This window comes from Streptomyces sp. bgisy159, from assembly GCF_057707805.1.
The window spans coordinates 31,473-56,829 of the sequence record NZ_JBYIQX010000020.1; the positions used below are offsets into that span (position 1 = coordinate 31,473).

Here is a 25,357-nt window from a genome sequence, read left to right on the forward strand (position 1 = left end):
CCCTCGCGGCCGAGTTCGACCGGTTCACCACGCCGCACACCATGCTGTTCGGGGAGCGGCTGGTGGAGCGGGCCGCCGTCGGCGTCGGCACCCGCTTCCTCGACGTGGCCGCGGGCAGTGGCGCCCTCGCCCTGCCGGCGGCCCGCCGGGGGGGCCGACGTGGTCGCCGTGGACATCTCCCCCGCGATGGTGGAACGGCTCGCCGCCCGAGCCCGGGGCTCGGAGCGGGTCCGGGCGCTGGTCATGGACGGCGAGCACCTGGACCTGGCCGACGACTCCTTCGACGTCTCGGCGTCGCTGAACGGCGTGTCGCTCTTCCCCGACCTGCGTCGCGGCCTGGCGGAGCTGGTACGCGTCACCCGGCCCGGCGGCACGGTGCTGGTCGCCGCTTTCGGCCCGCCTCAGGGAGCCGAGTTCATCGCCTGGACGGTGCAGGCCATCCGGGCGGCCGTACCCGGCGCCGCACCCCTGCCCGCGGACCCGCCCCCGCTGCCGTTCCGGCTCGCCGACCCGGACCGGTTCGCCGCTCTGCTGCGCGCGGCCGGGCTGACCGGGGTGCGTGTCCGCGCGGAGGTGCTGGACACGGCGTTCGCGTCGGCCGGGGAGCTGCTGGACACGGTCCGCAGCAGCAATCCGGTGGGCGCCCGGTGGATCACCGGGCTGACCGCCCGGCAGGCGGCCGAGGTCCGGCAGATCCTCGACGGCATGCTGCGCGAGCGCTCGGGCGGCCGCCCCGGCGCCGTCCTGCACGCCGGGATGAACGTGGGCACGGGCACCGTCGCGAGCGCTGCGGCAGCGTCGCCGGATCGGCCGGACCCCGCAGGGTGACGACGGACCGGTGCTCGCCGTCAGCCGCTCTGCGTGGCGGTCGTTCGTCCGGGCGGTGCGCCGAGCGCCTCCAGCCGCTTGATCTTCCGCCGTACGACGAAGAGCGGGATCACGCCGAACACCCCGAACGACATGTCGATGACGGTCCACCAGAAGGGGATGCCCCGGATCGGACCGCAGATCAGCGCGAGCGGGACGATCCCGGCGCAGGCGATCATGCCGAACTCCACGACCCAGATGTTGCGGACGGGGTCGCGGTACGGGCCGTAGAAGGCGACCGCGATGACGAGGTGGGCGAAGGCCAGCCAGTCGGTGCCGTAGAGCACGAAGGGGTGATCGGCGTCCACGGCGTCGAGACCGTCGCGCACCCGCTCGATCCAGCCCATCAGGCCGGGCAGGTGCTCCGGTACCGACAGGGACCGCAACAGCTCCTCGGTCCAGCGCAGTTCGTGCACGAGGGGGAAGGCCGTGGCGCCGCTGAGCACCAGGCAGACGACGAAGAACACCAGCCACGCGCGGATGCCCTGGAGCAGGGCGGCTCTGTCGCTCATGGACATGAGCGTACGCGGTCATTTGAACGCGTTCAAAACCGGCCCCACGAGATCGACCTCCGGGCATGACAGCGGGCCCGGAGCCTTCCGGCTCCGGGCCCGCTGTCATGGTCAGCCGTCAGCCGTCCAGCGACGTCATCACGTGCTTGATGCGCGTGTAGTCCTCGAAGCCGTACCCGGACAGGTCCTTGCCGTAGCCGGACTTCTTGAAGCCGCCGTGGGGCATCTCGGCGACCAGCGGGATGTGCGTGTTGATCCACACGCAGCCGAAGTCGAGCTTCTTGGACATCCGCATGGCGCGGGAGTGGTCCTTGGTCCAGACGGAGGAGGCGAGGGCGTACTCGACGCCGTTGGCCCACTCGACGGCCTGCTCCTCGTCCGTGAAGGACTGCACGGTGATGACCGGGCCGAAGACCTCCTTCTGGATGATCTCGTCGTCCTGCTTGAGGCCGGAGACGACGGTCGGCGCGTAGAAGTAGCCCTTGTCGCCGACCTGGTGACCACCCGCCTCGACCTTGGCGTGGGCGGGCAGCCGCTCGATGAAGCCGGCGACCTGCTTGAGCTGGTTGGGGTTGTTCAGCGGGCCGAACAGGACGTCCTCGTCGTCCGGCTGCCCGGTCTTGGTGTCGGCGGCCGCCTTGGCCAGCTCCGCCACGAACTCGTCGTGGATGGATTCCTGCACCAGGACCCTGGTGGCCGCGGTGCAGTCCTGACCGGCGTTGAAGAAGCCGGCCACCGAGATGTCCTCGACGGCCTTGGCGATGTCGGTGTCCTCGAACACGACGACCGGCGCCTTGCCGCCGAGCTCCAGGTGGACCCGCTTGAGGTCCTTGGACGCCGACTCGGCGACCGACATGCCGGCCCGCACCGAGCCGGTGATGGAGGCCATCGCCGGGGTCTCGTGCTCGACCATCAGCCGGCCGGTGTCGCGGTCACCGCAGATGACGTTGAAGACACCCTTGGGCAGGATCGACCCGATGATGTCGGCGATCAGCACGGTGGACGCGGGCGTCGTGTCGGACGGCTTCAGCACGACCGTGTTGCCCGCGGCGATGGCCGGGGCGAACTTCCACACGGCCATCATCATCGGGTAGTTCCACGGCGCGACCTGCGCGCAGACGCCGACCGGCTCACGGCGCACGATGGACGTCAGCCCCTCCATGTACTCGCCGGCGCTGCGCCCCTCCAGCATCCGGGCGGCGCCGGCGAAGAAGCGGATCTGGTCCACCATCGGCGGGATCTCCTCGGACCGCGTGAGCCCGACCGGCTTGCCGGTGTTCTCCACCTCGGCCGCGATCAGCTCCTCGGCGCGCTCCTCGAACGCGTCCGCGATCTTCAGCAGGGCCTTCTGACGCTCGGCGGGCGTGGTGTCGCGCCAGCCGGGGAAGGCCGCGGCGGCGGCCGCCATCGCGGCGTCGACGTCCGCCTGCCCGGACAGCGGCGCGGTCGCGTACGCCTCGCCCGTCACCGGGTTGACCACCTCGGTGGTCCGTCCGTCGGCGGCGTCCCGGAACTCACCGTCGATGTAATTGCGCAGACGACGCAGCTCGGTGCTCACTGCCGGCCCTCCAGAGTGGTGTGTCCAATAGCTGAGACACCAGCCTAAACGGAGACCCCACGTTTTCAACACCCCCGCTCCCACCCCGGCTACGAATTTCGCAGATCTCAGTCAGGTAAACGACGAATTTCATCGATCGTGGCTTGCGGAACTGTCGATACGTCGTGCAGAGTGACGTCGTGGCCAGTCGAAGCGCAGAGCACAGGGACTCCCGGGACCCCCGCGAGTCCAGGAGCGGCGGCACCCCTCACCTGGATGCCGTCAGCCTCGCCATCATCGAGCAGCTGCAGGAGGACGGCCGCCGGCCGTACGCCGCCATCGGCAAGGCCGTGGGCCTGTCCGAGGCGGCCGTGCGCCAGCGCGTCCAGAAGCTGCTCGACCAGGGCGTCATGCAGATCGTCGCCGTGACGGACCCGCTCACCGTGGGTTTCCGCCGTCAGGCGATGGTCGGCATCAACGTCGAGGGCGACGTCGAGGCCGTGGCGGACGCGCTGACCGACATGGCGGAGGTCGAGTACGTGGTGATGACCGCGGGCTCGTTCGACGTCCTCGCCGAGATCGTCTGCGAGGACGACGACCACCTGCTGGACGTCATCAACAAGCGCATCCGGGCCCTGCCCGGCGTGCGCTCCACCGAGAGCTTCGTCTACCTGAAGCTCAAGAAGCAGACCTACATGTGGGGAACCCGATAACCCGTGAGGACCCGATAACCGTGAGCACCAAGGACCTCAGCCGCAGCGCGTACGACCACTTGTGGATGCACTTCACCCGCATGTCGTCGTACGAGAACTCCCCGGTCCCCACCATCGTCCGGGGCGAGGGCACCTACATCTACGACGACCAGGGCAAGCGCTACCTCGACGGTCTCGCGGGTCTGTTCGTGGTGCAGGCCGGTCACGGCCGCACGGAGCTGGCGGAGACCGCCTTCAAGCAGGCCCAGGAGCTGGCCTTCTTCCCGGTCTGGTCGTACGCCCACCCCAAGGCCGTCGAGCTGGCGGAGCGCCTCGCGCACCACGCCCCGGGCGACCTGAACAAGGTCTTCTTCACCACCGGCGGCGGCGAGGCCGTCGAGACCGCCTGGAAGCTCGCCAAGCAGTACTTCAAGTTGACCGGCAAGCCCACCAAGTACAAGGTCATATCCCGGGCGGTCGCCTACCACGGCACCCCGCAGGGCGCCCTGTCCATCACCGGCCTGCCGGGCCTGAAGGCCCCCTTCGAACCGCTGGTCCCGGGCGCGCACAAGGTCCCGAACACCAACATCTACCGCGCGCCGATCTTCGGCGACGACCCGGAGGCCTTCGGCCGCTGGGCCGCCGACCAGATCGAGCAGCAGATCCTCTTCGAGGGCCCCGAGACCGTCGCGGCCGTCTTCCTGGAGCCGGTGCAGAACGCCGGCGGCTGCTTCCCGCCGCCGCCCGGCTACTTCCAGCGCGTGCGCGAGATCTGCGACCAGTACGACGTGCTGCTCGTCTCCGACGAGGTCATCTGCGCCTTCGGCCGCCTCGGCACGATGTTCGCCTGCGACAAGTTCGGCTACGTCCCGGACATGATCACCTGCGCCAAGGGCATGACCTCGGGCTACTCCCCGATCGGCGCGTGCATCGTCTCGGACCGCCTCGCCGAGCCGTTCTACAAGGGCGACAACACCTTCCTGCACGGCTACACCTTCGGCGGCCACCCGGTGTCGGCCGCGGTGGGCCTGGCCAACCTCGACCTCTTCGAGCGCGAGGGCCTCAACCAGCACGTCCTGGACAACGAGGGCGCCTTCCGCGCCACCCTGGAGAAGCTGCACGACCTGCCGATCGTCGGCGACGTCCGCGGCAACGGCTTCTTCTACGGCATCGAACTGGTCAAGGACAAGGCCACCAAGGAGTCCTTCGACGACGAGGAGACCGAGCGCGTCCTGTACGGCTTCCTCTCCAAGGCCCTGTACGACAACGGCCTGTACTGCCGCGCCGACGACCGCGGCGACCCGGTCGTCCAGCTCGCCCCGCCGCTGATCTCGAACCAGGACACCTTCGACGAGATCGAGCAGATCCTGCGCGCCACGCTGACGGAGGCGTGGACCAAGCTCTGACCCGAGGCGGTTCCGCCGTTCATACGCCCGGGGTGCGCCCGTACGAGTGAGACGCGCGCACCCCGGGCCGTGTGCTGTCCGGAGCGGTAGCCCCGGCTCCCTAGCGTGCCTGGTAACCGATCGGCCCTGCCTTCGTTCCCCCGGACGGGGGACAGGACACGGGAACTACGGATCTGAACCGAGGTGTACGCCATGGAGGCCCCGCCGGACAACGACGTGCTCTGGGCACGCTCGCTGCACTACACGCACCGCGACGGTTCCCCCGCGCTCGGCGGGGTCTCGCTCGGCGTGCGCGAGGGCGAGATCCTCGCCGTCAGCGGCCCGCGCGGCAGCGGCAAGACGACCCTGCTGCGCTGCCTGTCCGGCCTGGTGCCCGCCCAGCGGGGCGAGGTCTGGTTCAACAGCGTGCCCGTGCACACGATGGGCCCGATGGCCCGCGAGCGCCTGCGCCGTGACCGCTTCGGCTGGATCGACCCGGCACCCGTCCTCGTTCCCGAGCTGAACGTCTGGGAGAACGCGGCCCTCCCCCTGATGCTGCGCGGCACCGCCCGGCGCCGCGCCAAGACGGCGGCCCTGGAGTGGCTGGAACGCCTGGACGTCGGCGACAAGGCGCGCAAGCGCCCCGAGGACCTCACCCAGGCCGAGCGGCAGCGGGTGTGCATCACGCGCGCGCTGGCCCCGGCGCCGTCCGTCCTCTTCGCGGACGAGCCGACGGCCCCGCTGCACCGCGCGGACCGCGCGCACGTCCTGCGCACCCTGACGACCGCGGCCCGCTCGCACGGCATCACCGTGGTCCTGGCGACCCACGACCCCGACACAGCCGCGCTGGCCGACCGCAAGGTGTCCCTCCTCGACGGCCGCCGGGTGCACACGGTGCACCTGCCGCCGGTGAGCGGGACCGGCGAGGCGGCCGCGGGCGCCGGCGGCGACGGAGCGCGGGGCACGCACACCCCGAACGGCCGCACGGGTGCGAACGGCACGACGGGCGAGTCGGAAGGCCGGGCCGCGTGCTCGCTCTCCGTCTGACCCGCGGCGCCCACCCGGCCGTCCAGCTGCGCCGCCTGCTGGTGGCGGCCGCCTCGGCCGGTACCGGCTTCCTGCTCCTGTGCACGCTGGGCCACGCGCTCGGCCACCCCGGTGACCCGGCCGGCTCCCTGCTCCGCCTCGCCTGGTGCATGGTCCCGCTGGCGGCCACCGTCCATCTCGCGACGGCCGTGGCCCGTGCGGACCCCGGCACCCGCCCGCGCCGGGGACTCTCGGCGATCGGGCTCGGCCCGGCCCGGCTGATGGCGGTCTCGGCCACGACGACGGCCCTGTCCACGGTGCTCGGCTCGATGCTGGCCCTGCTGGTCTTCCTCCATCTGCGGGGCGACCTCACCGGCATGCCGTTCGACGGCGCGGCGGCCGACTTCCTGGCCGCCGGCCAGGACCTCCCGCTGCCCGCCGCCCTCACCCTGCTGTCCCTGCTGCCCCTGACCGCCTGCCTCGCCGTCGCGCTCACGCTGCGACCTCGCGAGGTCCACCCGGCCGCCCGCCCCGCCCCCCGTTCCTTCGGCCGCTTCGGCGCCCGGCCCCGCACCGGCCCCAGGGAGACCTTCGGGGCGTACGGCCGTTTCGGCAGGCGCTCGGGGTCCGACATGCGCGAAGGCTCCGGCACGCGCGGAGGCTCTCGAACGGGCGGGGGCTGCGAAACGGGCGGCGGCTCCGGCGGGTCACAGGCGCCGACGGAGCCGACGCGGCCCTCCCCTCCGACACCGACCACCGACACGGCCCGGGCACGCACCGGAGACGTGGCCTCCGGGGGTGCCCGCGCCGAGGGGGCCTTCGCCTCGGGTGCCGTCTCCGGAGGTGTTCATGCCGAGGGAGCCTCCACCGCAGGTGCCGTCTCCGCAGGTGTCGTCTCCGCAGGTGTCGTCTCCGCAGGTGTCGTCTCCGCGGGTGTCGTCTCCGGGGGTGACTCCCCCGCGGGCGCCGTCTCCCACGGTGCCGCTTCCAGGGACGTCCCTCTCGCGGGTGTCCCGTCCGGCGGTGCCTCCCCGGAGGCCCCCTCCGGGGGTCTCCGCTCGGCGGCCCTCCCCTCCTCCGAGGGCGGTGTCATGTCGGCGCCCGCCGAGGCGTCCCGCCAGGCACCGGCCGATGGTCCCGGCGGCCACCGGGACCCGCAGAACAGCTCCCACCCTGCATCCCCGGACGGCTTCCCGCCGGCCCCGCCCCGCCCCAACCCCACCGCGCTGCCCTGGGGAGCGGCCGTTCTCGCCGCCGGCCTCGCCGTGGAGGCGTACGCGAGCCGCTCCGGCCGCACCACCCTCACCCTGCCCGACGGCCTGCCGACCGGCCCCGCCTCGGTCCTCGTCGGCTGGACCCTCACCGCGCTGGGGCTCGCCCTCGCCGGTCCCGGCCTCACCCACCTGTGCGGCCGCCTGCTGCAGGCCGTCCGCCCCGGCGCCCTCCGTCTCCTCGCCGGCCGCTGCCTGATGGCGGAGTCCACCCGTATCGGCCGCCCTCTCGGCGTCCTGTGCGCCGCCCTGTCCGGCGCGTACGCCCTGGTCTCGCTGCACGACCCGGCCGCCCCCGACCGCTCCTTCGGCCCGCTCACCGCCCTCGGCGCGCTTGTGGTCACCGGGTGCGCCCTCGCCACCCTCCTCACCGCGGCCGTGGAGGCCCGGCAGTGCCGTGCCGACACCACGGCCGCCCTGCTGCGCCTCGGCGCTCCGGCCACCGCGCTGCGCGGCGCCGCCGCCCTGCGGGCCGGCGCCCTGCTGGTCCTGTTCGCCCCGCTCACCCTGACCGTCGCCGAACTCGCGGCCCTCCCCCTGACCGGCTGACCCCCGGCCGACCGGTCGACGCCCCGGCGCGGCCGGCGCCGTCCGGGGCCCTCGCGGAACTCGTACGAAAAAAGATCCGCCCGAACCGATGAGTTCCGATCGAGTGCCCGGTCTACCCCTGCGAACGGCACGACACCGAATGGGAGAGACCCCCGCATGTACCAGCAGATGATCTTCGTCAACCTGCCCGTGAACGACCTCGACGCCTCGAAGAAGTTCTTCACGGAGCTGGGCTACACGATCAACCCGCAGTTCAGTGACGAGAAGGCGGCCTCGGTCGTCATCAGCGACACCATCGTCGCGATGCTGCTCACCAAGCCGTTCTACGCCACGTTCACCAAGAAGGAGATCGCCGACGCCACGAAGACCAGCGAGGTGCTGGTCGCCCTGAGCGCCGAGAGCCGCGAGAAGGTCGACGAACTCGTCGACCGCGCGCTGGAGCTGGGCGCGACGCCGGCCGGTGAGACCCAGGACATGGGCTTCATGTACGGCCGTTCCTTCGACGACCTCGACGGCCACACCTGGGAAGTCATCTGGATGGACCGGGCGGCGGTCGAGGGCTGACCCCGGCGCGGCCGGCCGCTGTGCCAGCATGGGCGGGTGCACATGACACCCGCCCAGCCACAGCCGCCGCGGGATCAGTTCCCGCCGTCCCAGCCGTACGACGGCTCCCACGACCGCGAGATCGAGACGCTCGCCGAGTTCGACGAGGTCGTCACCCACCACGGCACCCTGAACCACTACCGCGTGCAGGCGGTCGACCTGACCGCCCGCACCGAGGTCCTGCTGTCCGTGGACACCACGGGTGCCGTGTTCCTCGGCTGCCCGATGGCCCCGGAAGCGGCGGCCCGCACGCGCGCCGCCGGGGCCCTGGTCTTCCCGCCGGTCCCCGGCCTCCCCTTCGACCCCTACCGGGGCCTGCTCTACTCCCCCGACGAGCTCTTCACCGGCGTTGACAAGGGCTACGAGGAGACGCCGGACGCCGTCACGTACGGCTGGTTCCAGCGGACGAAGGCCGACGGCGACATCTTCGCGTCCATGCTCCGCGCCGTACACGACGACTCCGTCTCGGACGCGCTGGACGAACTCCTCGCCGGCCGACCGGTGGTGGGCGTCATGGGCGGCCACGCGATGGCCCGCGGCACGGAGGCGTACGCGGGCGCCGCCCGCCTCGGCCGCGAACTCGCCCGCGCCGGACTGACCGTGGCGACCGGCGGCGGCCCAGGCGCGATGGAGGCCGCCAACCTCGGCGCGTACGCGGCCCCGTTCGAGGACGGCATGCTCACCGAGGCGCTGCAACTCCTCGCCAAGGCGCCGCGCTTCACCCCGTCGGTCACCGACTGGGCGACCGCCGCCTTCGAGGTGCGTTCCCGCTGGCCGCACGGCGGCCCCTCGGTGGGCATCCCCACCTGGTTCTACGGCCATGAGCCGCCGAACCCGTTCGCCGAGAACATCGCCAAGTACTTCGCCAACGCCCTGCGCGAGGACGGCCTGCTGGCCCGCTCCACCGCCGGGGTGATATTCCTGCCGGGCGCGGCGGGCACCGTCCAGGAGATCTTCGACAGCGCGACGCCCAACTACTACGAGTCGCGCGGGGAACCGACGCCGATGGTCCTGGTGGACCGGGCGCACTGGACGGAGCGGCTGCCGGCCTGGCCGTTGCTGCGGGAACTCGCCCGGGAACGTTCCATGGCGTCCCGTATCGCCCTGGTCGACCGGATCGAGGACGCGGCGCAGGCGCTGAAACATCTCGGCGGTTAACAATCGGGCAAAGCCAAGCGGCCTGGGAGCTCTGTGCATTGACATTTCTTATGAAGCGCTTATAGACCTGTGAGCCTCCAGGGGATGCCGCGGCCCGGCAGCGTCCGGGGCGTCAGGTCCCCGTTCACCCCCCGCAGTTGCACCTCCGTAAAGGACAAACGTGTCCCTTCCCCACCGCATCGCCGCGCGCTCGGCCCGCATGCTCGGTGTGACCGCCGCCTCGGCGGCGCTCGTGTTCGGTACCGCCGGCGGCGCGTTCGCCGGCAACATCAAGGACTTCTCCGCCGCGGCCTCGTGCGTCGGCGACAAGGGTGTCATCACCGTCACGGACAAGAACCCCGCGGGCACCCCGGCCGTCGTCACCGTGTTCCTGGAGAACAACGGAGCCGACCTGCGCAAGGTCGGCGAGCTGGAGGTAGAGGGCACCAAGCAGGGTGCCACCGTCACCTTCGAGGAGGACTGGGAACCCGGCGCGGTCTACCGGATCCACGTCACGGCCGGCAACCAGGTCGACGAGGACGTCTCCCCGAACCTGACCGCCCCGGCCGAGGCCTGCAAGACCAAGGACGAGCCGAAGCCCCCGGCCACCCCGACCGGTTCGCCGTCACCGTCCGCGTCCGCGTCGAAGTCGGCCTCGGCCCCGTCGCGGAACCAGTCCGCGTCGACTCCCACGGCGCCGGCGCCGAGCACCGCCACCCCTCCGCGCTCGGACACCGCGAGCAACGCCCCGTCCCCCGCCGGCGAGTCCAACCTCGCGGAGACCGGGGCCGGATCCAGCACCGGTCTGATCGTCGCCGTGGCGGCGGTCCTGGTGGCCGTCGGCGGCGCGGCCGTCTTCTTCGGCCTGCGGCGCCGCGGCACGGGTCGCTGACACCGGGCAGCGCCCGCGCCCCACCGCCGCCGTGGCGGCGGTCCTGGTGGCCGTCGGCGGCGCGGCCGTCTTCTTCGGCCTGCGGCGCCGCGGCACGGGTCGCTGACACCGGGCAGCGCCCGCGCCCCACCGGCAAAGCGGGCGCTGCCCTCACCAGCCGCCACCCCGCCCGGGAAGGCGGGCGCTGCCCTCGCCGGTCACCCGAACGACGAGCGCTCCAGCCAGCCCTCCAGTACCCGCCGGTCCCCCGACACCGCCAGCCCGGCGCTGTCCAGCGGCAGCCGGCGATAGAAGGCGAGCAGCACGTCCGCGACCGGCCCGCGCAGCGCGACGGTCGCCTTCTCGTGCCCGTGGCGCCAGGCCACGCCGGACTCGGTGCCCTCGACGAGCCACTCGGCCGGGGTGTCCGTCGCGTGCAGGTGGATGCTCTGCCCCGGGGCGAGCGGCGACTCGCCGCCGCGCCGCAGCATCCACTGCCCGATCTCCAGCCACTCGTCGAGCGCGTCGGCGGCGATCTCGGGCGCCACCTCGTACGGCAGCCCGGCGGCCAGAGTGGCGTCGGCGCGGTGGACGGTGATCTCGTGGGTCATCCTGCGGGCCCAGAACCCGGTGTTCGCCATCTCCATCCAGGACCACACCTTCGTGTCCGGCCCGGCCTCCCGCAGGGCCTCGACGACGAGCCGTCCGGTCTCCGCCAGCCAGGCGTCCAGCGCGCCGGCGTCTGCGCGTGCCTCCGGCCCGCCGATCAGCGGGATCCGTTCGAACGGGATGTTCTCCTCGGCCCGCTCCCGGACCAGCGCGTTCACCCATCGCAGCGCCCCGCCCATGTGCCGGACCAGTTTCTCCAGCGTCCAGTCCGGGCAGGTCGGCACGGTTCCCGACAGATCCGCCCCCGAGGTCACCACCGTTCTCAACTGCGTTACCTGGTGGTCGATTTCCGAGCAGTAACGGTCATGTGTGAGTGTGGTCATGCACCTCAGCCTAGGCAGCGAACTATCAGTCGAGCACAACGATCTCGGCCGAATCGAACGTCACCCCGAGCACCTCGCCCACCTCCGGCGCCTCCCGCAGCGCGCAGGCCGCCTCCAGACGGGGCGCGTCGGCCGGCTGGAGACGGACGGCGACATGCGTGCCCCGGAAGGTGCGGGCGGTCACCGTGCAGCGCAGCCCGGTGTCGGCGTCCGAGAGCCGCACCCCGGCCGGGCGCACCAGCACCGTACGCTCACCCCGCACGGACCCGGCCGGCACCGGCACCTTGCCCCACGGAGTGTCGGCGGCCTCTCCGACGACGGTGGCCGGGACCACGTTGTCGAAGCCGAGGAACCGCGCCACGAACGCGTCCGCCGGCCGCTGCCACACCTCAAGGGGCGTACCGGACTGGGCGATCCGGCCGTCCCGCATCACCACCACCCGGTCGGCCAGCGCGAACGCCTCCCCCTGATCATGGGTGACCGCCAGCACGGTGGTGCCCAACCGGCCGAACAGCTCACGCAGTTCGACCACGAGCCGCTCCCGCAGCGAGCGGTCCAGCTGGCCCAGCGGCTCGTCCAGCATCAGCAGCCGGGGGCGGGGCGCCAGCGCCCGGGCGAGCGCGACCCGCTGCTGCTCACCGCCGGACAGCGCGGCCACGGCCCGCCGGGCCGCGCCCGGCAGTCCCACCAGGTCCAGCAACTCCCTTACCCGCTCCTCCTGTTCACGCCTGGACACGCCGTGCATACGCGGCCCGAACGCCACGTTGCCGCCGACGTCGCGCTGCGGGAAGAGCTGGTGGTCCTGGAACATCAGCCCCACCCCGCGCCGGTGCGCGGGCACGCCGCTCTGGTCCCGGCCGTCGAGCAGCACCCGCCCGGCGTCCAGGGGCTGCAGCCCGGCGACGGCCCGCAGCAGCGTCGACTTGCCGCTGCCGCTCGGCCCGAGCACGCACACCACCTCGTGCTCGTCGACCCCCAGGTCCACGGCGTCCAGCACGGCCCGCCCGCCGAACCGCACGGTCGCCCGCTCCAGCCCCAGCAGCATCAGAACTCCCCCGTCCGGTCCGTGCCCCGCAGCCCCTCCAGGGCCAGCAACGCGGCGGCGCACACCAGCATCAGAATCGTCGACAGGGCCATCGCCTGCCCGTAGTTGAGTTCCCCCGCCCGGCCGAGCAATCGCGCCACCGCGACCGGCAGCGTCGGGTTGTCGGGCCGCGCGAGGAACACCGTCGCCCCGAACTCGCCCAGCGACACCGCGAAGGCGAACCCGGCGGCGACCAGCAGCGCCCGGCGCACCATCGGCAGATCGACCTCCCGCCACACCCGCCAGGGCGACGCCCCGAGCACGGCCGCCGCCTCCCGCAGCCGCTGGTCCACCGCTCGCAGCACGGGCAGCATCGTCCGCACGACGAAGGGCACGCCGACCAGTGCCTGCGCCAGCGGTACCAGGATCCAGCTGGCCCGCAGATCCAGCGGCGGCTCGTCGAGGGCGATCAGGAAGCCGAAGCCCACGGTGACCGCGGACACCCCGAGGGGCAGCATCAGCAGCGCGTCGAAGCCCCGGACCAGCCGTCCGGCGTCCCGCCGGGTGAGCGCGGCGGCGGCGAGGCCGCCGATCACCAGGGCGATGGCGGTCGCGGCGAGTGCGTAGCGCAGCGAGTTGCCGATCGCGTCGATCGGCGGCACCAGGAAGACCGTGCTCTCCTCGGAGGTCAGCGCCCGGTAGTAGGCGAAGCCGGCCCCGTCCAGCGACCGTCGCACCAGGACCGCGAGCGGCAGCACCAGCAGGACCACGGCGGTGACCAGCACGCCGGCCAGCAGCGCCCACTGCCCGGCGCCGCGCGGCCGACGCGCCGTGAGCGTCACGTCCACCAGCCGCAGGGCGGCCTCGCGCCGCCGTACGGTCCAGGCGTGCACGGCCAGGACCGCGCCGACCGCGGCGAACTGCACCAGGGTGAGGACGGCCGCCGTGGCCAGGTCGAGGATCTCGGAGGTCTGCCGGTAGATCTCCACTTCCAGGGTGGCGAAGGTGGGCCCGCCGAGGATCTTCACCACACCGAAGGAGGTGAAGGTGAACAGGAACACCATCAGCGCGGCCGCCGCCACGGCCGGCCCGAGCGCCGGCAGGGTGACCGTGCGCCAGGCCCGCAGGGGCGACGCGCCGAGCATCCGCGCCGCCTCCGTCTGCCGCGGGTCGAGCTGCGCCCACAGCCCGCCGACGGTCCGGACGACCACCGCGTAGTTGAAGAAGACGTGCGCGAGCAGGATGGCCCACACCGTGGAGTCCAGCCGGACGCCCCAGAGCTGGTCGAGCGGGCCGCCGCGTCCGACCAGCGCCAGGAACGCCGTACCGACGACGACCGTCGGCAGCACGAACGGCACGGTGACCACGGCCCGCAACACCTGCTTGCCCGGGAAGTCCAGCCGGGCGAAGACATAGGCCCCCGGCAGCGCGACCAGCAGGGTGAGCGCGGTGGAGGCGAGCGCCTGCCAGGTGGTGAACCACAGGACGTGCCGGATGCCGGGATCCGTGAGGACCTCCGTGATCCGCCCGGCCTGCCAGGTGCCGTCGGTGTGCAGACCGCGGGCCACGATCGCGGCGACCGGGTAGGCGAAGAAGACGCCGAAGAACGCGACGGGCACGGCCATCAGCCCGAGCCGCGCCGCGCTCCCCCGCCACGACTTCGCCGTACGGCCGTCGTGATCCGCTACTTCAGTACGAGCGAGGTCCACGACTTGACCCACTGGTCACGGTCGGCGGCGATCTTCCCGGGGGCCATGGTCAGCGGCTTCTCGGCGGCCGGCCCGTACCGGGTGAACTCGGCGGGCACGGCCGCGCCCTCGACCACCGGGTAGACGAACATGTTGAGCGGCATGTCCTCCTGGAACTCCTTGCCGATCAGGAAGTCGATCAGCGCCTTGCCGCCCTCGCTGTTGCGGGCGTTGCTCAGCAGCCCGGCGAACTCGATCTGCCGGAAGCAGGTGCCGGTCGCGACGCCGGTCGGCGCGGTGGCGGGCTTCGGGTCGCCGTAGATCACCTCGGCGGGCGGGGAGGACGCGTACGACACGACCAGCGGCCGGTCGGCGCCCGCCTTCTTTCCGCCGGCGGAGCCGGAGAACTCGTCGTTGTAGGCCTGCTCCCAGCCGTCGACGACCTTCACGCCGTTGTCCTTGAGCTTCTTCCAGTAGTCCTGCCAGCCCTCGTCCCCGTACTTCGCGGCGGTACCGAGCAGGAAGCCGAGGCCGGGCGAGGAGGTGGCGGCGTTCTCGGTGACCAGGAGGTTCTTGTACTCGGGCTTGACCAGGTCGCCGAAGTCGGCCGGCGGGGCCAGGTCGTGGTCCGCGAAGTACTTCTTGTCGTAGTTGACGCAGATGTCGCCGAAGTCGACGGGCGTGACCCGGTGCTTCCCGGCGTCGAGCTGGTACTGCTCGCCGACCCGGTCGAGCCCCTTGGCCTCGTACGGCTGGAACAGGCCGTTGTCGAGGGCGCGGGACAGCAGGGTGTTGTCGACGCCGAAGAACACGTCGCCCTGCGGGTTGTCCTTGGTCAGGATCGCCTTGTTGACGGCCTGCCCGGCGTCGCCGTCGGCGAGGACCTTGACCCGGTAGCCGGACTGCTTCTCGAAGTCGGCGAGCACGTTCTTGGAGACGGCCCATGAGCCGTGGCTGACCAGCGTGACGGTCTTGTTCCTGGAGCCGCCGCCGGACGCGGAGCCGGAGCCGCCGGTGTCGTCGGACGACGACGAACCGCACGCGGACAAGGTGATCAGGCCGAGGCCGACGGCCGCGGCGACGACGGTCTGGACGACAGTCCTGTTGTGCACTGGATTCCTCCTGGGGTGGGCCAGGAAGAGACGCGGCCCCGCCCGGGCCCCCGTGCGGGGTGCCCGGGCAGGGCGCAACAGCTTGAGCGGTGACCGAACTTCCTACCCAGAATGACCTGGGCGAGGTTCAGAGGGTCTGCGGCCCGGTTGCCGCACTCTCAGCGCTGTGGCGCTCCCCTGTCGGAATATGAAGATGTACTGACGGCGCCCACACTACCGCTCGGTGGCCGCGAGCTGGCCACAGGCTCCGTCGATCTCCTGGCCGCGGGTGTCCCGGATGGTCACCGGCACCCCGTGCGCGGCGATGGCCTCGACGAACGCCTTCTCGTCCTCGGGCCGGGAGGCGGTCCACTTCGAGCCGGGCGTCGGGTTGAGCGGAATGAGGTTCACGTGCACGGGCTTGCCCTTGAGCAGCCGCCCGAGCCGGTCCCCACGCCACGCCTGGTCGTTGATGTCGCGGATCAGCGCGTACTCGATGCTCAGCCGCCGGCCGCTCTTCTCGACGTACTCGAACCCGGCGTCGAGCACCTCGCGCACCTTCCACCGCGTGTTCACGGGGACGAGGGTGTCGCGCAGCTCGTCGTCGGGCGCGTGCAGCGAGATCGCGAGCCGGCACTTGAGGCCCTCGTCGGCGAACCGGTGGATGGCGGGCACCAGGCCGACCGTCGACACGGTGATCCCGCGCTGCGACAGCCCGAGCCCGTCAGGCGCCGGGTCGGTCAGGGCGCGGATCGCCCCGACGACCCGGTTGTAGTTGGCGAGCGGCTCGCCCATCCCCATGAACACGATGTTCGACAGCCGCGCCGGCCCGCCCGGCACCTCACCGTCGCGCAGCGCGCGCATCCCGTCCACGATCTGATGGACGATCTCGGCGGTGGACAGGTTCCGGTCGAGCCCGGCCTGCCCGGTGGCGCAGAACGGGCAGTTCATCCCGCACCCCGCCTGCGAGCTGATGCACATGGTCACCCGGTCCGGGTACCGCATCAGCACCGACTCCACGAGCGTCCCGTCGAACAGCCGCCACAGCGTCTTGCGGGTGGCTCCCTGGTCCGTCGACAGATGCCGCACGACGCTCATCAGCTCCGGGAACAGCGCCTCCCGCAGCTTCTCCCGGGCCCCGGCGGGGATGTCGGTCCACTCCCCCGGGTCGTGCGCGTACCGCGCGAAGTAGTGCTGCGACAGCTGCTTGGCACGAAACGGCTTCTCCCCCACCTCGGCGACGACCGCCTTCCGCTCGGCGGGCGACAGATCAGCGAGATGCCGCGGCGGCTTCTTGGCTCCGCGGGGGGCTACGAAAGTGAGTTCTCCGGGCTTGGGCATGGTGGTACCAGTGTCGCAGATCGAATGCGGCGTCTCTCGCACCGCGGATCGGCGGTGACCGGTGGGGTGGACCGGCAAGGGACGCCGGTGGGGGCGGCGTCGTCGGCCGTGGCGCCGTGGGGGTCGGTCCTGGTCCGGGAGTGCGCGGGCGAGTCGGCCGGTGGGCGGGGTGCGCGGAGTCATGCGGGTGGCTCACGGTCGAGGAGGGCGGCGACCCTGCGGGTGAGGGCGGTGCCCAGGGGACCGTGGTGGCAGGCGGCGAGGATGGCACCGAAGAGGAGGCGGGCGTGGAAGTCGCTCATCTCGGTGTCGGGCGACAGGGCCTTGCCGTGACGGGCCAGGAGGGTCGCCAGTTCCTCGGGCCGGCAGTAGATGATGCCGCGGAGCAGGTCGGCGTGGACGGCCAGTTCCAGGGAGAAGGCGAGCCACTGCGCTGAGGCGGTCTCCTGGCGGGACGGGTGCATCAGGCCGTCCCGCTTGATGACGGGCGGGGCGACGCGGTCGAAGAGGGTGTGGAAGTAAGGGCGGTCGTGCATGTAGGCGGCCGACGGCAGGGCGAAGAACTCCGGGTTGTCGATCCTGATCCGCGCGGCTTCCGCCCAGAGGGAGGCGAGCCACCGCAGCGGGGCGTTGTCCGGCAGTGGGGGCCGTTCAGCGGCGTCGCCGGGGCCGAACAAGGACGCGGCCATGGCGGTGGGTTCCAGATGGCCGAATATCCCGGTCACCACCTTCGGGACGGAGTCGACGGAGAAGCCGATCTCCTCCTCGATGTGCCGGTGGATCCCTTCCACGAAGGACCGGACGTCGTCAGGCCGGTCGATGACGACAGCCTGCGTGAAGTCGAAGCCCTTGAGCGCCATCGCGAACTCGATCAGCCGCTGCCCGGGGCTGGCGAGGAACGCCGGGGCGACCGGCGGGTGGATGACGTTCAGCGCGAGATCGCAGACCACGGCGGCGGCGACCAGCGTGGTGACGCCCCGGGTCTCGGTCCCGCAGCCGTCGAGGAAGACGTCGTAGGCGACCCGGTAGACGCCGACGAGGTAGCGGGACAGATCGAGCGGTGCGAGGTTCGCCCTCGCGCGGTCGACACCCAGCTTGAGGATCTCGCACACCCGGGCCGAGAACTCCATGAGGTGCCGGGCGCCGAACGCCCAGCCGCGGTGCTGCAGGACCAGGTACTGCGGCCTGTCGCGGAAGAGTTCGTCGGGCCACTGGGGTAACCGGAGTTCGCCGCCGTCCGGGCCGGGGACGCTCTTCACCAGGTGGTGGCCGAGTTGCTCGGTGAGGAAGCGGGTGCTGAGGGATCCGCTCCGGTCCAGTTCGCGGTAGGTGCCGATCCGGCAGCCGAAGAAGGACCTGCGCACCGCCTCGACGTGTTCCCACACGGTAAGGAGATCCTCGTGGGCCTTCGCCGGCGACAGCATCAGCGGGAGGTCGTCCTCCGTGAGGCGCTCCATGTCGCACATGCTTGCGACGTATCCGGCCTCGATATTGAGGAGCAGGGAATTGTATATTCCGCCGCTGGTTCCGACGTGCTGCAGCCAGTGGTGGCGTTCGTGGAGCAGCATCGAGTTGAGGCGGAGCAGTTCGTCGAGCGAGGTACTGGTCAGGTCCGCGGGGACGGCACCCATGTCGATGAAGGCGGCCGTGGGGCTGAAGCTCCCGTGGCTCGACCGGAGCGCCAAGGACGCCGCGTCACTCCGATAGGCTCTGAGCCGGTACTTCGCCGACAATGTCCAGCACCTTCTGCGAGTCCTTCACGGGTCCGTCGTACGTGACCGTGGTCCCGGCCTTGGTGCGCCGGATCGTGATCTTCGCCCGCCGCGTCCGCATGAACTGGATGAGCACGGCGCTGGCGGCCGAGGTGATTCCGGTGGAGGACACCCCGACGATCAGCGTGTGGACGAGGTCGGACCGGAGTTCTGGGGCGTAGACGTTCGCCTCGCGGAGGCTGACGCCGGGTTGATCCGCGAGTTCTTCCTCCAGGAAATTCAGCGCCTCATGGTCGACGCACTGAATTTCTATCTCCATGTCGCAGTTCCGGTCCGGCTTCCGGCCGTCCTGCTCACCCGTACTCGCACCCATACGTATCCGCCCCCGGTGAAATACCGCAGCCCGACAAACCGAGTCACAGCGGTCGTCACTTTAGCGCGGCCCGGGGGCCCCGAGAGAGCGATCAGGGAAAGTGAACGGGCGGGTGACGCGCCGGCCGCGGCCCGGCGCGCCCGTCCTGCGCACTACGCGGCGCTGTGCTCCAGGCGCTCCTTGAGGAGCCGTTCGTTCTGGGGCATCTCCTTGCGGACCTGGGCGCGGACGACGAGCGGGACGAGGACGCGGCCGATGCCGTGGGGCTCGAAGTCGAGGTCCAGGGTCACGTGGGAGCGGGTGCCGTCGTCGATCGGGGTGATCTCGCCGTGGAACCGGCCCCTGACCGGCCCGTCGATGCCACGCATGGCCCAGGCCCGCGGTGGGTCGTACTGGGTGAACTCCATGGTCATCGGGACTTCGCGGCGGCCCACGTACCGCACCACCCGTACCCGTGAGCCGATCCCGAGCGGCTCGGTGTCGAGCCGCTCCGCCGAGACCGCGCTGCGCTGCCACTCCGGCAGGCGGGACGGGTCGGCGACGTAGGCCCAGACGTCCTCGGGACGGCGGTCGACGTCGAACTCGTCGTGGAAGGGGGACATGTACATGAGGCCCTCCTTTCGGGACGACCCCTGAGGGCTTACCCGGACATGGTCCCACCGGGACGGCGCCGCGGCCATTTCGTGCCCGCCCGCGGCCCGAGCGCCCGGCCCCTGACTCACGACGGTCAGCCACCCCGAAACGCCGAGCCCCCGCCCCGCGCCCGACGGCACGGAGCGGGGGCTCACCCGCAGGAGACCGGAACCGGCGACTCAGCCGGATCCCACGAACAGCACCAGCAGCAGCCAGACCACCGGGGCCGTCGGCAGGAGCGAGTCCAGGCGGTCCATGATCCCGCCGTGACCCGGCAGCAGGGTGCCCATGTCCTTGATGCCGAGGTCCCGCTTGATCATGGACTCGCCGAGGTCGCCGAGCGTGGCGCTGCACGCGACCGCGAGCCCCAGCAGCAACCCCTGCCACCACGTGCCGTCGTCGATCAGGAACTGCATGCACAGCGCACCCACGACCATCGCGAAGGACACCGCGCCCAGCAGTCCCTCCCGGGTCTTGCCGGGGCTGATGCGCGGCGCGAGCTTGTGCTTGCCGAAGCGCCACCCGACGGCGTAGGCACCGGTGTCACTGACCACCGTGAGCAGCAGGAAGACCAGAACCCGCCAGGATCCGTCGTCGGCGGCGAGCATCAGTGCGACGAAGGTGGCGAGGAACGGTACGTAGAACGCGGCGAAGACACCCGCCGTGACGTCCTTGAGGTAGCCCTCGGGTGGTTCCGTCATCCGCCACACCAGCACCGCCAGCGCGGTCAGCGCCATCGCCACCCACGCACCCTCGGTGCCCCGGGCGTACCCCGCGACGACCATCGCCACGCCACCGACCGCGAGCGGCACGAGCGGGGCCTTGATCTCCTTGCGCTCCTGCAGTCGGCTGGTCAGCTCCCACAGACCGACCACCACGGCGACCGCGATGACGCCGACGAACACGGCCTTGACGATGAACAGCGAGGCGACGATCACCGCGCCGAGGCCGACGCCGACCCCTATGGCCGCGCTCAGGTCGCGGCCCGCGCTCTTCTTCTGCGGCCGGGGCGCCGGCTGCGGGGCGTCGGACATGGGCTCCGGATTCTGAGGCACCGCCGCAGGGGGCTGTGCCGACGGTGTGTCGTACAGGGCGTGGTGCGTGCTGTCGTACGGCCGCTGCTGCGGTGTCTCGTCGCGGAACAAGGGGCCACTCAGGCGAGCGGCCCCCCGGTCGTCGTCCTGGTCGTCGCCGTACCGAGGTGCGGCGGGTCCGTCGGGCACGATGGGCATGGGGCGAGTCTGCTGCGCCTCAGGCGCATCGTACGCGGGACCCGCCGGGGCAGCCCCCTGGACAGGCCCACGCTCGGTGGACCCCCAGTACCCGGCCTGCCCGGTCTGCGGCGGCGCCCCCCAGGAAGAGTCGTTCATCAGACCTCGAGCAGCTCCGATTCCTTGTGCTTGAGCAGCTCGTCCACCTGGGCGACGTACTTCGCCGTCAGGTCGTCGAGCTCCTTCTCCGCACGGCGGCCCTCGTCCTCGCCGACCTCGCCGTCCTTGATCAGCTTGTCGATGGCGTCCTTGGCCTTGCGGCGCACGGAGCGGATGGACACCTTGGCGTCCTCGCCCTTGCCCTTGGCGACCTTGATGTACTCGCGGCGGCGCTCCTCGGTGAGCTCGGGGAACACCACCCGGATGATGTTGCCGTCGTTGCTCGGGTTGACGCCCAGGTCGGAGTCGCGGATCGCCTGCTCGATGTTGCGCAGCGCGGTCTTGTCGAACGGCGTCACGACCGCCATGCGCGGCTCCGGCACGGAGAACGAGGCCATCTGGTTGATCGGTGTCGGCGCACCGTAGTAGTCGGCCACGATCTTGTTGAACATCGCGGGGTGCGCACGACCGGTGCGGATCGCGGCGAAGTCCTCCTTGGCGACCACGACGGCCTTCTCCATCTTCTCCTCGGCTTCGAGGAGGGTCTCTTCGATCACCACTTGCTCCTGCGTGTCTTGAGTAGGCCCGGCTGCGGTTCCTTGCGGGGGGCGGCGGCCGGCTGCGTCGCGTCTTCTTCCTGCACGGTTCCCGACCGGCAGGACATTGTCCATCCCCCGACGGGGGCCATCAGCCGTGACTGGCGTGCTCGCCCACCAGCGTGCCGATCTTCTCACCCTTGACGGCGCGGGCGATATTGCCCTCGGCCAGAAGCTCGAAGACGAGGATCGGGAGCTTGTTGTCGCGGCACAGGGTGACGGCCGTGGCGTCGGCGACCTTCAGGTCGCGGGTGATGACCTCGCCGTAGCCGAGGGCGTCGAACTTGACGGCGTCGGGGTTGGTCTTCGGGTCGGAGTCGTAGACCCCGTCCACGCCGTTCTTCCCCATGAGCAGCGCCTCGGCGTCGATCTCCAGGGCGCGCTGGGCGGCGGTGGTGTCGGTGGAGAAGTACGGCATGCCCATTCCGGCGCCGAAGATGACCACACGGCCCTTCTCCAGGTGGCGCACGGCGCGCAGCGGGATGTACGGCTCGGCGACCTGCCCCATGGTGATGGCGGTCTGCACCCGGCTGTCGATGCCCTCCTTCTCCAGGAAGTCCTGGAGGGCGAGGCAGTTCATGACGGTGCCGAGCATGCCCATGTAGTCCGAACGGGCGCGGTCCATGCCGCGCACCTGGAGCTCGGCGCCGCGGAAGAAGTTGCCGCCGCCGATGACGACCGCGATCTGCGCGCCGTCCCGTACGACGGCCGCGATCTCACGGGCGATCTTGTGCACCACGTCGGGGTCCACGCCGAGGCCCCCGCCGCCGGAGAAGGCCTCTCCGGACAGCTTCAGCAGGAACCGGCCGCGTACTTTGCCGTCGTCGCTCTTCTGGGCCTTGGTCGTCATGGGAGATCCCGCCTCTTTCACGTGTTGCACATACGAAGAAGGCCACTGCCGCCGGGTTCGCTGGTCGCTCCCATGCTCGGCAATGGCCTCCTCGTCAGATCTGCTGTCGTCCGTCACACGCCGGGGTGACGACGCGTCCGGACGACTGCTCCGACCCTATCGGGGCGGGGCGTGAGTCGCGGTACGGACTCAGATGCCGACCTTGATGCGCGCGAAGCGCTTCAGGGTGACGCCGGCCTCGTCCAGGACCTTCTGGACCGACTTCTTGTTGTCCAGGGCGTACGGCTGACCGAGCAGCGTGGCGTCCTTGAAGAAGCCGTTGAGGCGACCCTCGACGATCTTGGCGATCGCGGCCTCGGGCTTGCCCTCGGCGCGGGTGGTCTCCTCGGCGATGCGACGCTCGGACTCGACGACGTCGGCCGGGATCTCGTCCTTGGAGAGGTACTTCGGCGCGAACGCGGCGATGTGCTGGGCGATGCCCTTGGCGACCTCGGCGTTGGGCTTGTCGAACTCGACCAGGACACCGATCTGCGGGGGCAGGTCGGGCATCGTGCGGTGCATGTACGCGGTCACGAAGCCGTCGGCGAACTGCGCGAAGCGGTCCAGGACGATCTTCTCACCGAGGTTGGCGTTGGCCTCGTCCACGAACGCCTGGACGGTCTTGCCGGGCTCGATCTCGGAGGCGAGCAGCGCCTCGATGTCGGCCGGCGCGGTCTTGGCGACGTGCTCGGCGATCGCGGTGGCGACGGCCTGGAACTTGTCACCCTTGGCGACGAAGTCCGTCTCGCACTTCAGCTCGACGAGGACACCGGAGGAGTTGTCGTCGGCGAGGATCGAGACCACGGCGCCGTTCTCGGCGGAGCGGCCCTCGCGCTTGGCGACGCCCTTCTGGCCCTTGATGCGGAGCGCCTCGACGGCCTTCTCGACGTTGCCCTCGGCCTCGTCCAGCGCCTTCTTGCAGTCCATCATGCCGGCGCCGGTGAGCTCGCGGAGCTTCTTGACGTCGGCGGCGGTGTAGTTCGCCATGAGTCTGTGAGTCTTTCTCGAAGTCTGGAGGATCGGAGATCTGCGGGGGTGCGGCCTCCATGTGGACGGAGGCCGCTGTCGTCCCGCCGACCTACGGGTGAACGGCGGGGGCGGACTTCATGTCACCGCCCCCGCCGTCAACGCTGACGCTGACGGTGTCAGGCCTGCTCGCCCTCGGCGGCCGGGGCCTCGGCGGCGGGCGCCTCGGCGGCGGCCGGAGCCTCGGCAGCCGGAGCCTCCGCGGCGGCCGGAGCCTCGGCGGCGGCCGGAGCGGCCTCCGGGGCCTCAGCCTTCTTCTCGCCCTCGAGCAGGTCGCGCTCCCACTCGGCGAGCGGCTCGCCCGCCGCCTTCTCGCCCTTGTCGCCGGTGGCGACGCCGGAGCGGGCGATGAGGCCCTCGGCGACGGCGTCGGCGATCACGCGGGTGAGCAGGGTGACGGAGCGGATCGCGTCGTCGTTGCCCGGGATCTTGTAGTCGACCTCGTCGGGGTCGCAGTTGGTGTCGAGGATCGCGACGACCGGAATGTTGAGCTTCCGGGCCTCACCGACCGCGATGTGCTCCTTCTTGGTGTCCACGATCCAGACGGCGCTGGGCACCTTCTGCATCTCGCGGATACCGCCGAGGGTCTTCTCCAGCTTGGCCTTCTCACGGGAGAGGACCAGAAGCTCCTTCTTGGTCAGACCGGAGGCCGCGACGTCCTCGAAGTCGATCTGCTCGAGCTCCTTCAGGCGCTGCAGGCGCTTGTAGACGGTCGAGAAGTTGGTGAGCATGCCGCCCAGCCAGCGCTGGTTGACGTAGGGCATGCCGACGCGGGTGGCCTGCTCGGCGATGGCCTCCTGCGCCTGCTTCTTGGTACCGACGAACATGACCGTGCCGCCGTGGGCGACGGTCTCCTTGACGAACTCGTAGGCGCGGTCGATGTACGACAGCGACTGGAGCAGGTCGATGATGTAGATGCCGTTGCGCTCGGTGAAGATGAAGCGCTTCATCTTCGGGTTCCAGCGACGGGTCTGGTGACCGAAGTGGACGCCGCTCTCCAGCAGCTCCCGCATCGTGACGACGGCCATGGCCGTTTCTCCTTGAGTTTCTCGGTTGTGCCGCGGGAGCCGGACAGCTCCCGCGCCTGACGCCCACTGCGCGCCGTTGCCACGAAGGACCGAGGGGCGCTGATACGAACCCTTGACCGGGTGCCGTATCGGGGCGTGCGAAGTCGACCCGGTGACCCGGATCGCCAGAAGAAGTGTACGGGACCGGCAGGGCAGCGGGTGACGCCGCTGTCCACAACCGACCGGTTGTCCACAGGTTCCGTACGGCTCCGGGAGACTGCTGCACGGTGTGGTCATGCGAGAGAAGCGATACGTGGGGGTCCTGCTGATCCTGGCGTTCCTGCTGGCCGCCTCGGTGTCGGCGCGGGCGGATCCGCCGCCCCGGCCGGGAACGCCACCCCCGTCACCGGTGCCGAAGGTCGCCCGGTCCTGGCCGCTGCGCCCGCGCCCCACCGTGATCCGCTCCTGGGCCCCACCACCGACACCGTACGGCCGGGGCCACCGCGGCGTGGATCTCACCGCCCCGGCCGGTGCTCCGGTCCGGGCGGTCGCGGCGGGCCGGGTGTCGTACGCGGGCCCGGTCGCGGGTCGAGGAGTGATCTCCGTGGAGCTGGCCGGCACGGGCACACCACCATTGCGAACCACCTACGAGCCGGTACGCCCGACGGTGCGCGAGGGCGACGAGGTGGCCCCGGGCGAGCCACTCGGCACGGTGCAGCCCACGGGCTCGCACTGCCCGCCGACCTGTCTCCACTGGGGCCTCCGCAGAGCGGACACCTACCTCGATCCCCTCCTGCTGCTTCCCCGGCACCTGTTGCGCAGGGGGCCGCCGGTCCTCCTACCGGTCGTGGACACGGCTGCGTCGTCGGCTGCGTCCCCGGCTGCGGTCGGTCGGCGCAGGTGGGGGCGGGTGTCGATGGGGCGGCGGGGGCGGGAGCGCGGCGCCGGGACGGCGAGGGGCAGGAGCACTCGCCGAAGCGGATGGGTCCGGTAGACGCCGGGGCGGAGAGGGCGGGCGCGTCACCGGGACGGCAGGGCGAGCGCCTGGCCGGGGCGGCAGGGGAGAGCGCCCGGCCGGAGCGGCACCTGGCCGGACCGGCAGGGGCAAGCGCGGCGGCACGCGCGGTGAGCGGCCCCGCCACGCCCGCTCGGCGGGGCCCGCCCG

General features: G+C 71.4%; 24 protein-coding genes and 1 pseudogene. 10 read left to right on the forward strand and 15 right to left on the reverse strand.

Annotated features, from left to right (window positions below):
- Nucleotides 1–159: 159 nt before the first annotated feature.
- Entirely contained in the window at nucleotides 160–828 is a 669-nt protein-coding gene (locus AC3ET3_RS20170) for a class I SAM-dependent methyltransferase (protein ID WP_435612604.1), read from the forward strand.
- Between the two features lie 20 nt (nucleotides 829–848).
- On the opposite strand, the gene AC3ET3_RS20175 is transcribed toward AC3ET3_RS20170, so the two are convergent.
- A complete protein-coding gene (locus AC3ET3_RS20175; protein WP_432137943.1) occupies nucleotides 849–1,379 on the reverse strand; it encodes a hypothetical protein in 531 nt (176 codons plus the stop codon).
- Nucleotides 1,380–1,497: 118 nt separating this feature from the next.
- Nucleotides 1,498–2,937, reverse strand: coding sequence for a gamma-aminobutyraldehyde dehydrogenase (locus AC3ET3_RS20180; protein WP_432137942.1), 1,440 nt, complete (start codon nucleotides 2,935–2,937; stop codon nucleotides 1,498–1,500).
- Nucleotides 2,938–3,101: 164 nt separating this feature from the next.
- On the opposite strand from AC3ET3_RS20180, the gene AC3ET3_RS20185 reads away from it, so the two are divergent.
- The 8 genes and pseudogenes from AC3ET3_RS20185 (at nucleotide 3,102) to AC3ET3_RS20220 (ending at nucleotide 10,471) form a co-directional block, all read left to right on the forward strand.
- Nucleotides 3,102–3,629, forward strand: a complete 528-nt coding sequence (locus tag AC3ET3_RS20185) for an Lrp/AsnC family transcriptional regulator (RefSeq protein WP_432137941.1) — start codon at nucleotides 3,102–3,104, stop codon at nucleotides 3,627–3,629.
- A gap of 20 nt (nucleotides 3,630–3,649) precedes the next feature.
- The gene (locus AC3ET3_RS20190; protein WP_432137940.1) at nucleotides 3,650–5,014 is read left to right on the forward strand and encodes an aspartate aminotransferase family protein; all 1,365 of its coding nucleotides are present in this window, start codon (nucleotides 3,650–3,652) and stop codon (nucleotides 5,012–5,014) included.
- Between the two features lie 192 nt (nucleotides 5,015–5,206).
- Nucleotides 5,207–6,040, forward strand: coding sequence for an ABC transporter ATP-binding protein (locus AC3ET3_RS20195; protein WP_435612605.1), 834 nt, complete (start codon nucleotides 5,207–5,209; stop codon nucleotides 6,038–6,040).
- Nucleotides 6,041–6,185: 145 nt separating this feature from the next.
- Nucleotides 6,186–6,971, forward strand: coding sequence for a pentapeptide repeat-containing protein (locus tag AC3ET3_RS20200; RefSeq protein ID WP_435612624.1), 786 nt, complete (start codon nucleotides 6,186–6,188; stop codon nucleotides 6,969–6,971).
- 253 nt (nucleotides 6,972–7,224) lie between these two features.
- Nucleotides 7,225–7,839, forward strand: a pseudogene (locus AC3ET3_RS20205) (hypothetical protein); the annotation flags it as partial.
- Between the two features lie 156 nt (nucleotides 7,840–7,995).
- Nucleotides 7,996–8,403, forward strand: coding sequence for a VOC family protein (locus AC3ET3_RS20210; protein ID WP_432137937.1), 408 nt, complete (start codon nucleotides 7,996–7,998; stop codon nucleotides 8,401–8,403).
- A gap of 42 nt (nucleotides 8,404–8,445) precedes the next feature.
- Nucleotides 8,446–9,600: an LOG family protein gene (locus AC3ET3_RS20215; RefSeq protein ID WP_432137996.1), complete on the forward strand. Its 1,155-nt coding sequence runs from the start codon at nucleotides 8,446–8,448 to the stop codon at nucleotides 9,598–9,600.
- A 199-nt stretch (nucleotides 9,601–9,799) separates the two neighbouring features.
- Nucleotides 9,800–10,471, forward strand: coding sequence for an LAETG motif-containing sortase-dependent surface protein (locus AC3ET3_RS20220; protein WP_435612625.1), 672 nt, complete (start codon nucleotides 9,800–9,802; stop codon nucleotides 10,469–10,471).
- Nucleotides 10,472–10,668: 197 nt separating this feature from the next.
- On the opposite strand, the gene AC3ET3_RS20225 is transcribed toward AC3ET3_RS20220, so the two are convergent.
- From AC3ET3_RS20225 to rpsB, 13 genes are all read right to left on the reverse strand, one after another.
- Nucleotides 10,669–11,442, reverse strand: coding sequence for a maleylpyruvate isomerase family mycothiol-dependent enzyme (locus tag AC3ET3_RS20225; RefSeq protein WP_432137935.1), 774 nt, complete (start codon nucleotides 11,440–11,442; stop codon nucleotides 10,669–10,671).
- A 25-nt stretch (nucleotides 11,443–11,467) separates the two neighbouring features.
- The gene (locus AC3ET3_RS20230) at nucleotides 11,468–12,487 is read right to left on the reverse strand and encodes an ABC transporter ATP-binding protein (RefSeq protein ID WP_432137934.1); all 1,020 of its coding nucleotides are present in this window, start codon (nucleotides 12,485–12,487) and stop codon (nucleotides 11,468–11,470) included.
- Nucleotides 12,487–14,175 carry an ABC transporter permease gene (locus AC3ET3_RS20235; protein WP_432137933.1) on the reverse strand — a complete coding sequence of 563 codons (1,689 nt, stop codon included), beginning with the start codon at nucleotides 14,173–14,175 and terminating at the stop codon, nucleotides 12,487–12,489. The genes AC3ET3_RS20230 and AC3ET3_RS20235 overlap by 1 nt, the downstream gene beginning before the upstream one ends.
- Complete coding sequence (locus AC3ET3_RS20240; protein ID WP_432155581.1) at nucleotides 14,151–15,266, reverse strand: thiamine ABC transporter substrate-binding protein; 1,116 nt, start codon at nucleotides 15,264–15,266, stop codon at nucleotides 14,151–14,153. Before AC3ET3_RS20240 ends, AC3ET3_RS20235 begins: the two co-directional genes overlap by 25 nt.
- Before the next feature lie 213 nt (nucleotides 15,267–15,479).
- Nucleotides 15,480–16,586, reverse strand: coding sequence for a dual-specificity RNA methyltransferase RlmN (gene rlmN, locus AC3ET3_RS20245; protein ID WP_432137931.1), 1,107 nt, complete (start codon nucleotides 16,584–16,586; stop codon nucleotides 15,480–15,482).
- 179 nt (nucleotides 16,587–16,765) lie between these two features.
- On the reverse strand, nucleotides 16,766–18,217 hold the full coding sequence (locus tag AC3ET3_RS20250; RefSeq protein WP_435612606.1) for a hypothetical protein: 1,452 nt from the start codon (nucleotides 18,215–18,217) through the stop codon (nucleotides 16,766–16,768).
- A gap of 64 nt (nucleotides 18,218–18,281) precedes the next feature.
- Entirely contained in the window at nucleotides 18,282–18,617 is a 336-nt protein-coding gene (locus tag AC3ET3_RS20255) for an effector-associated constant component EACC1 (RefSeq protein ID WP_432137929.1), read from the reverse strand.
- Between the two features lie 206 nt (nucleotides 18,618–18,823).
- Nucleotides 18,824–19,273, reverse strand: coding sequence for an SRPBCC family protein (locus tag AC3ET3_RS20260; RefSeq protein WP_432137995.1), 450 nt, complete (start codon nucleotides 19,271–19,273; stop codon nucleotides 18,824–18,826).
- A gap of 210 nt (nucleotides 19,274–19,483) precedes the next feature.
- Nucleotides 19,484–20,674 carry a phosphatidate cytidylyltransferase gene (locus AC3ET3_RS20265; RefSeq protein ID WP_432137928.1) on the reverse strand — a complete coding sequence of 397 codons (1,191 nt, stop codon included), beginning with the start codon at nucleotides 20,672–20,674 and terminating at the stop codon, nucleotides 19,484–19,486.
- Nucleotides 20,674–21,231, reverse strand: coding sequence for a ribosome recycling factor (frr, locus tag AC3ET3_RS20270; protein ID WP_432137927.1), 558 nt, complete (start codon nucleotides 21,229–21,231; stop codon nucleotides 20,674–20,676). Before frr ends, AC3ET3_RS20265 begins: the two co-directional genes overlap by 1 nt.
- Before the next feature lie 130 nt (nucleotides 21,232–21,361).
- A complete protein-coding gene (pyrH, locus tag AC3ET3_RS20275; RefSeq protein ID WP_432137926.1) occupies nucleotides 21,362–22,120 on the reverse strand; it encodes a UMP kinase in 759 nt (252 codons plus the stop codon).
- Between the two features lie 189 nt (nucleotides 22,121–22,309).
- On the reverse strand, nucleotides 22,310–23,146 hold the full coding sequence (gene tsf, locus AC3ET3_RS20280) for a translation elongation factor Ts (protein WP_432137925.1): 837 nt from the start codon (nucleotides 23,144–23,146) through the stop codon (nucleotides 22,310–22,312).
- 158 nt (nucleotides 23,147–23,304) lie between these two features.
- Nucleotides 23,305–24,213 carry a 30S ribosomal protein S2 gene (gene rpsB / locus AC3ET3_RS20285; protein ID WP_435612607.1) on the reverse strand — a complete coding sequence of 303 codons (909 nt, stop codon included), beginning with the start codon at nucleotides 24,211–24,213 and terminating at the stop codon, nucleotides 23,305–23,307.
- Between the two features lie 274 nt (nucleotides 24,214–24,487).
- Here rpsB and AC3ET3_RS20290 point away from each other — a divergent pair, with 274 nt between their 5' ends.
- Entirely contained in the window at nucleotides 24,488–25,186 is a 699-nt protein-coding gene (locus AC3ET3_RS20290) for a murein hydrolase activator EnvC family protein (protein WP_435612608.1), read from the forward strand.
- Nucleotides 25,187–25,357 lie beyond the last annotated feature (171 nt).

Coding starts and splice junctions, on each gene's coding strand:
- AC3ET3_RS20265 (WP_432137928.1), bottom strand. CDS start 20,674: ATGAACGACTCTTCCTGGGGGGCGCCGCCGCAGACCGGGCAGGCCGGG.
- AC3ET3_RS20215 (WP_432137996.1), top strand. CDS start 8,446: ATGACACCCGCCCAGCCACAGCCGCCGCGGGATCAGTTCCCGCCGTCC.
- AC3ET3_RS20255 (WP_432137929.1), bottom strand. CDS start 18,617: ATGGAGATAGAAATTCAGTGCGTCGACCATGAGGCGCTGAATTTCCTG.
- AC3ET3_RS20175 (WP_432137943.1), bottom strand. CDS start 1,379: ATGAGCGACAGAGCCGCCCTGCTCCAGGGCATCCGCGCGTGGCTGGTG.
- AC3ET3_RS20220 (WP_435612625.1), top strand. CDS start 9,800: ATGCTCGGTGTGACCGCCGCCTCGGCGGCGCTCGTGTTCGGTACCGCC.
- AC3ET3_RS20210 (WP_432137937.1), top strand. CDS start 7,996: ATGTACCAGCAGATGATCTTCGTCAACCTGCCCGTGAACGACCTCGAC.
- rpsB (WP_435612607.1), bottom strand. CDS start 24,213: ATGGCCGTCGTCACGATGCGGGAGCTGCTGGAGAGCGGCGTCCACTTC.
- AC3ET3_RS20260 (WP_432137995.1), bottom strand. CDS start 19,273: ATGTCCCCCTTCCACGACGAGTTCGACGTCGACCGCCGTCCCGAGGAC.
- AC3ET3_RS20250 (WP_435612606.1), bottom strand. CDS start 18,217: ATGGGTGCCGTCCCCGCGGACCTGACCAGTACCTCGCTCGACGAACTG.
- AC3ET3_RS20230 (WP_432137934.1), bottom strand. CDS start 12,487: ATGCTGCTGGGGCTGGAGCGGGCGACCGTGCGGTTCGGCGGGCGGGCC.
- pyrH (WP_432137926.1), bottom strand. CDS start 22,120: ATGACGACCAAGGCCCAGAAGAGCGACGACGGCAAAGTACGCGGCCGG.
- tsf (WP_432137925.1), bottom strand. CDS start 23,146: ATGGCGAACTACACCGCCGCCGACGTCAAGAAGCTCCGCGAGCTCACC.
- AC3ET3_RS20225 (WP_432137935.1), bottom strand. CDS start 11,442: ATGACCACACTCACACATGACCGTTACTGCTCGGAAATCGACCACCAG.
- rlmN (WP_432137931.1), bottom strand. CDS start 16,586: ATGCCCAAGCCCGGAGAACTCACTTTCGTAGCCCCCCGCGGAGCCAAG.
- AC3ET3_RS20195 (WP_435612605.1), top strand. CDS start 5,207: ATGGAGGCCCCGCCGGACAACGACGTGCTCTGGGCACGCTCGCTGCAC.
- AC3ET3_RS20290 (WP_435612608.1), top strand. CDS start 24,488: ATGCGAGAGAAGCGATACGTGGGGGTCCTGCTGATCCTGGCGTTCCTG.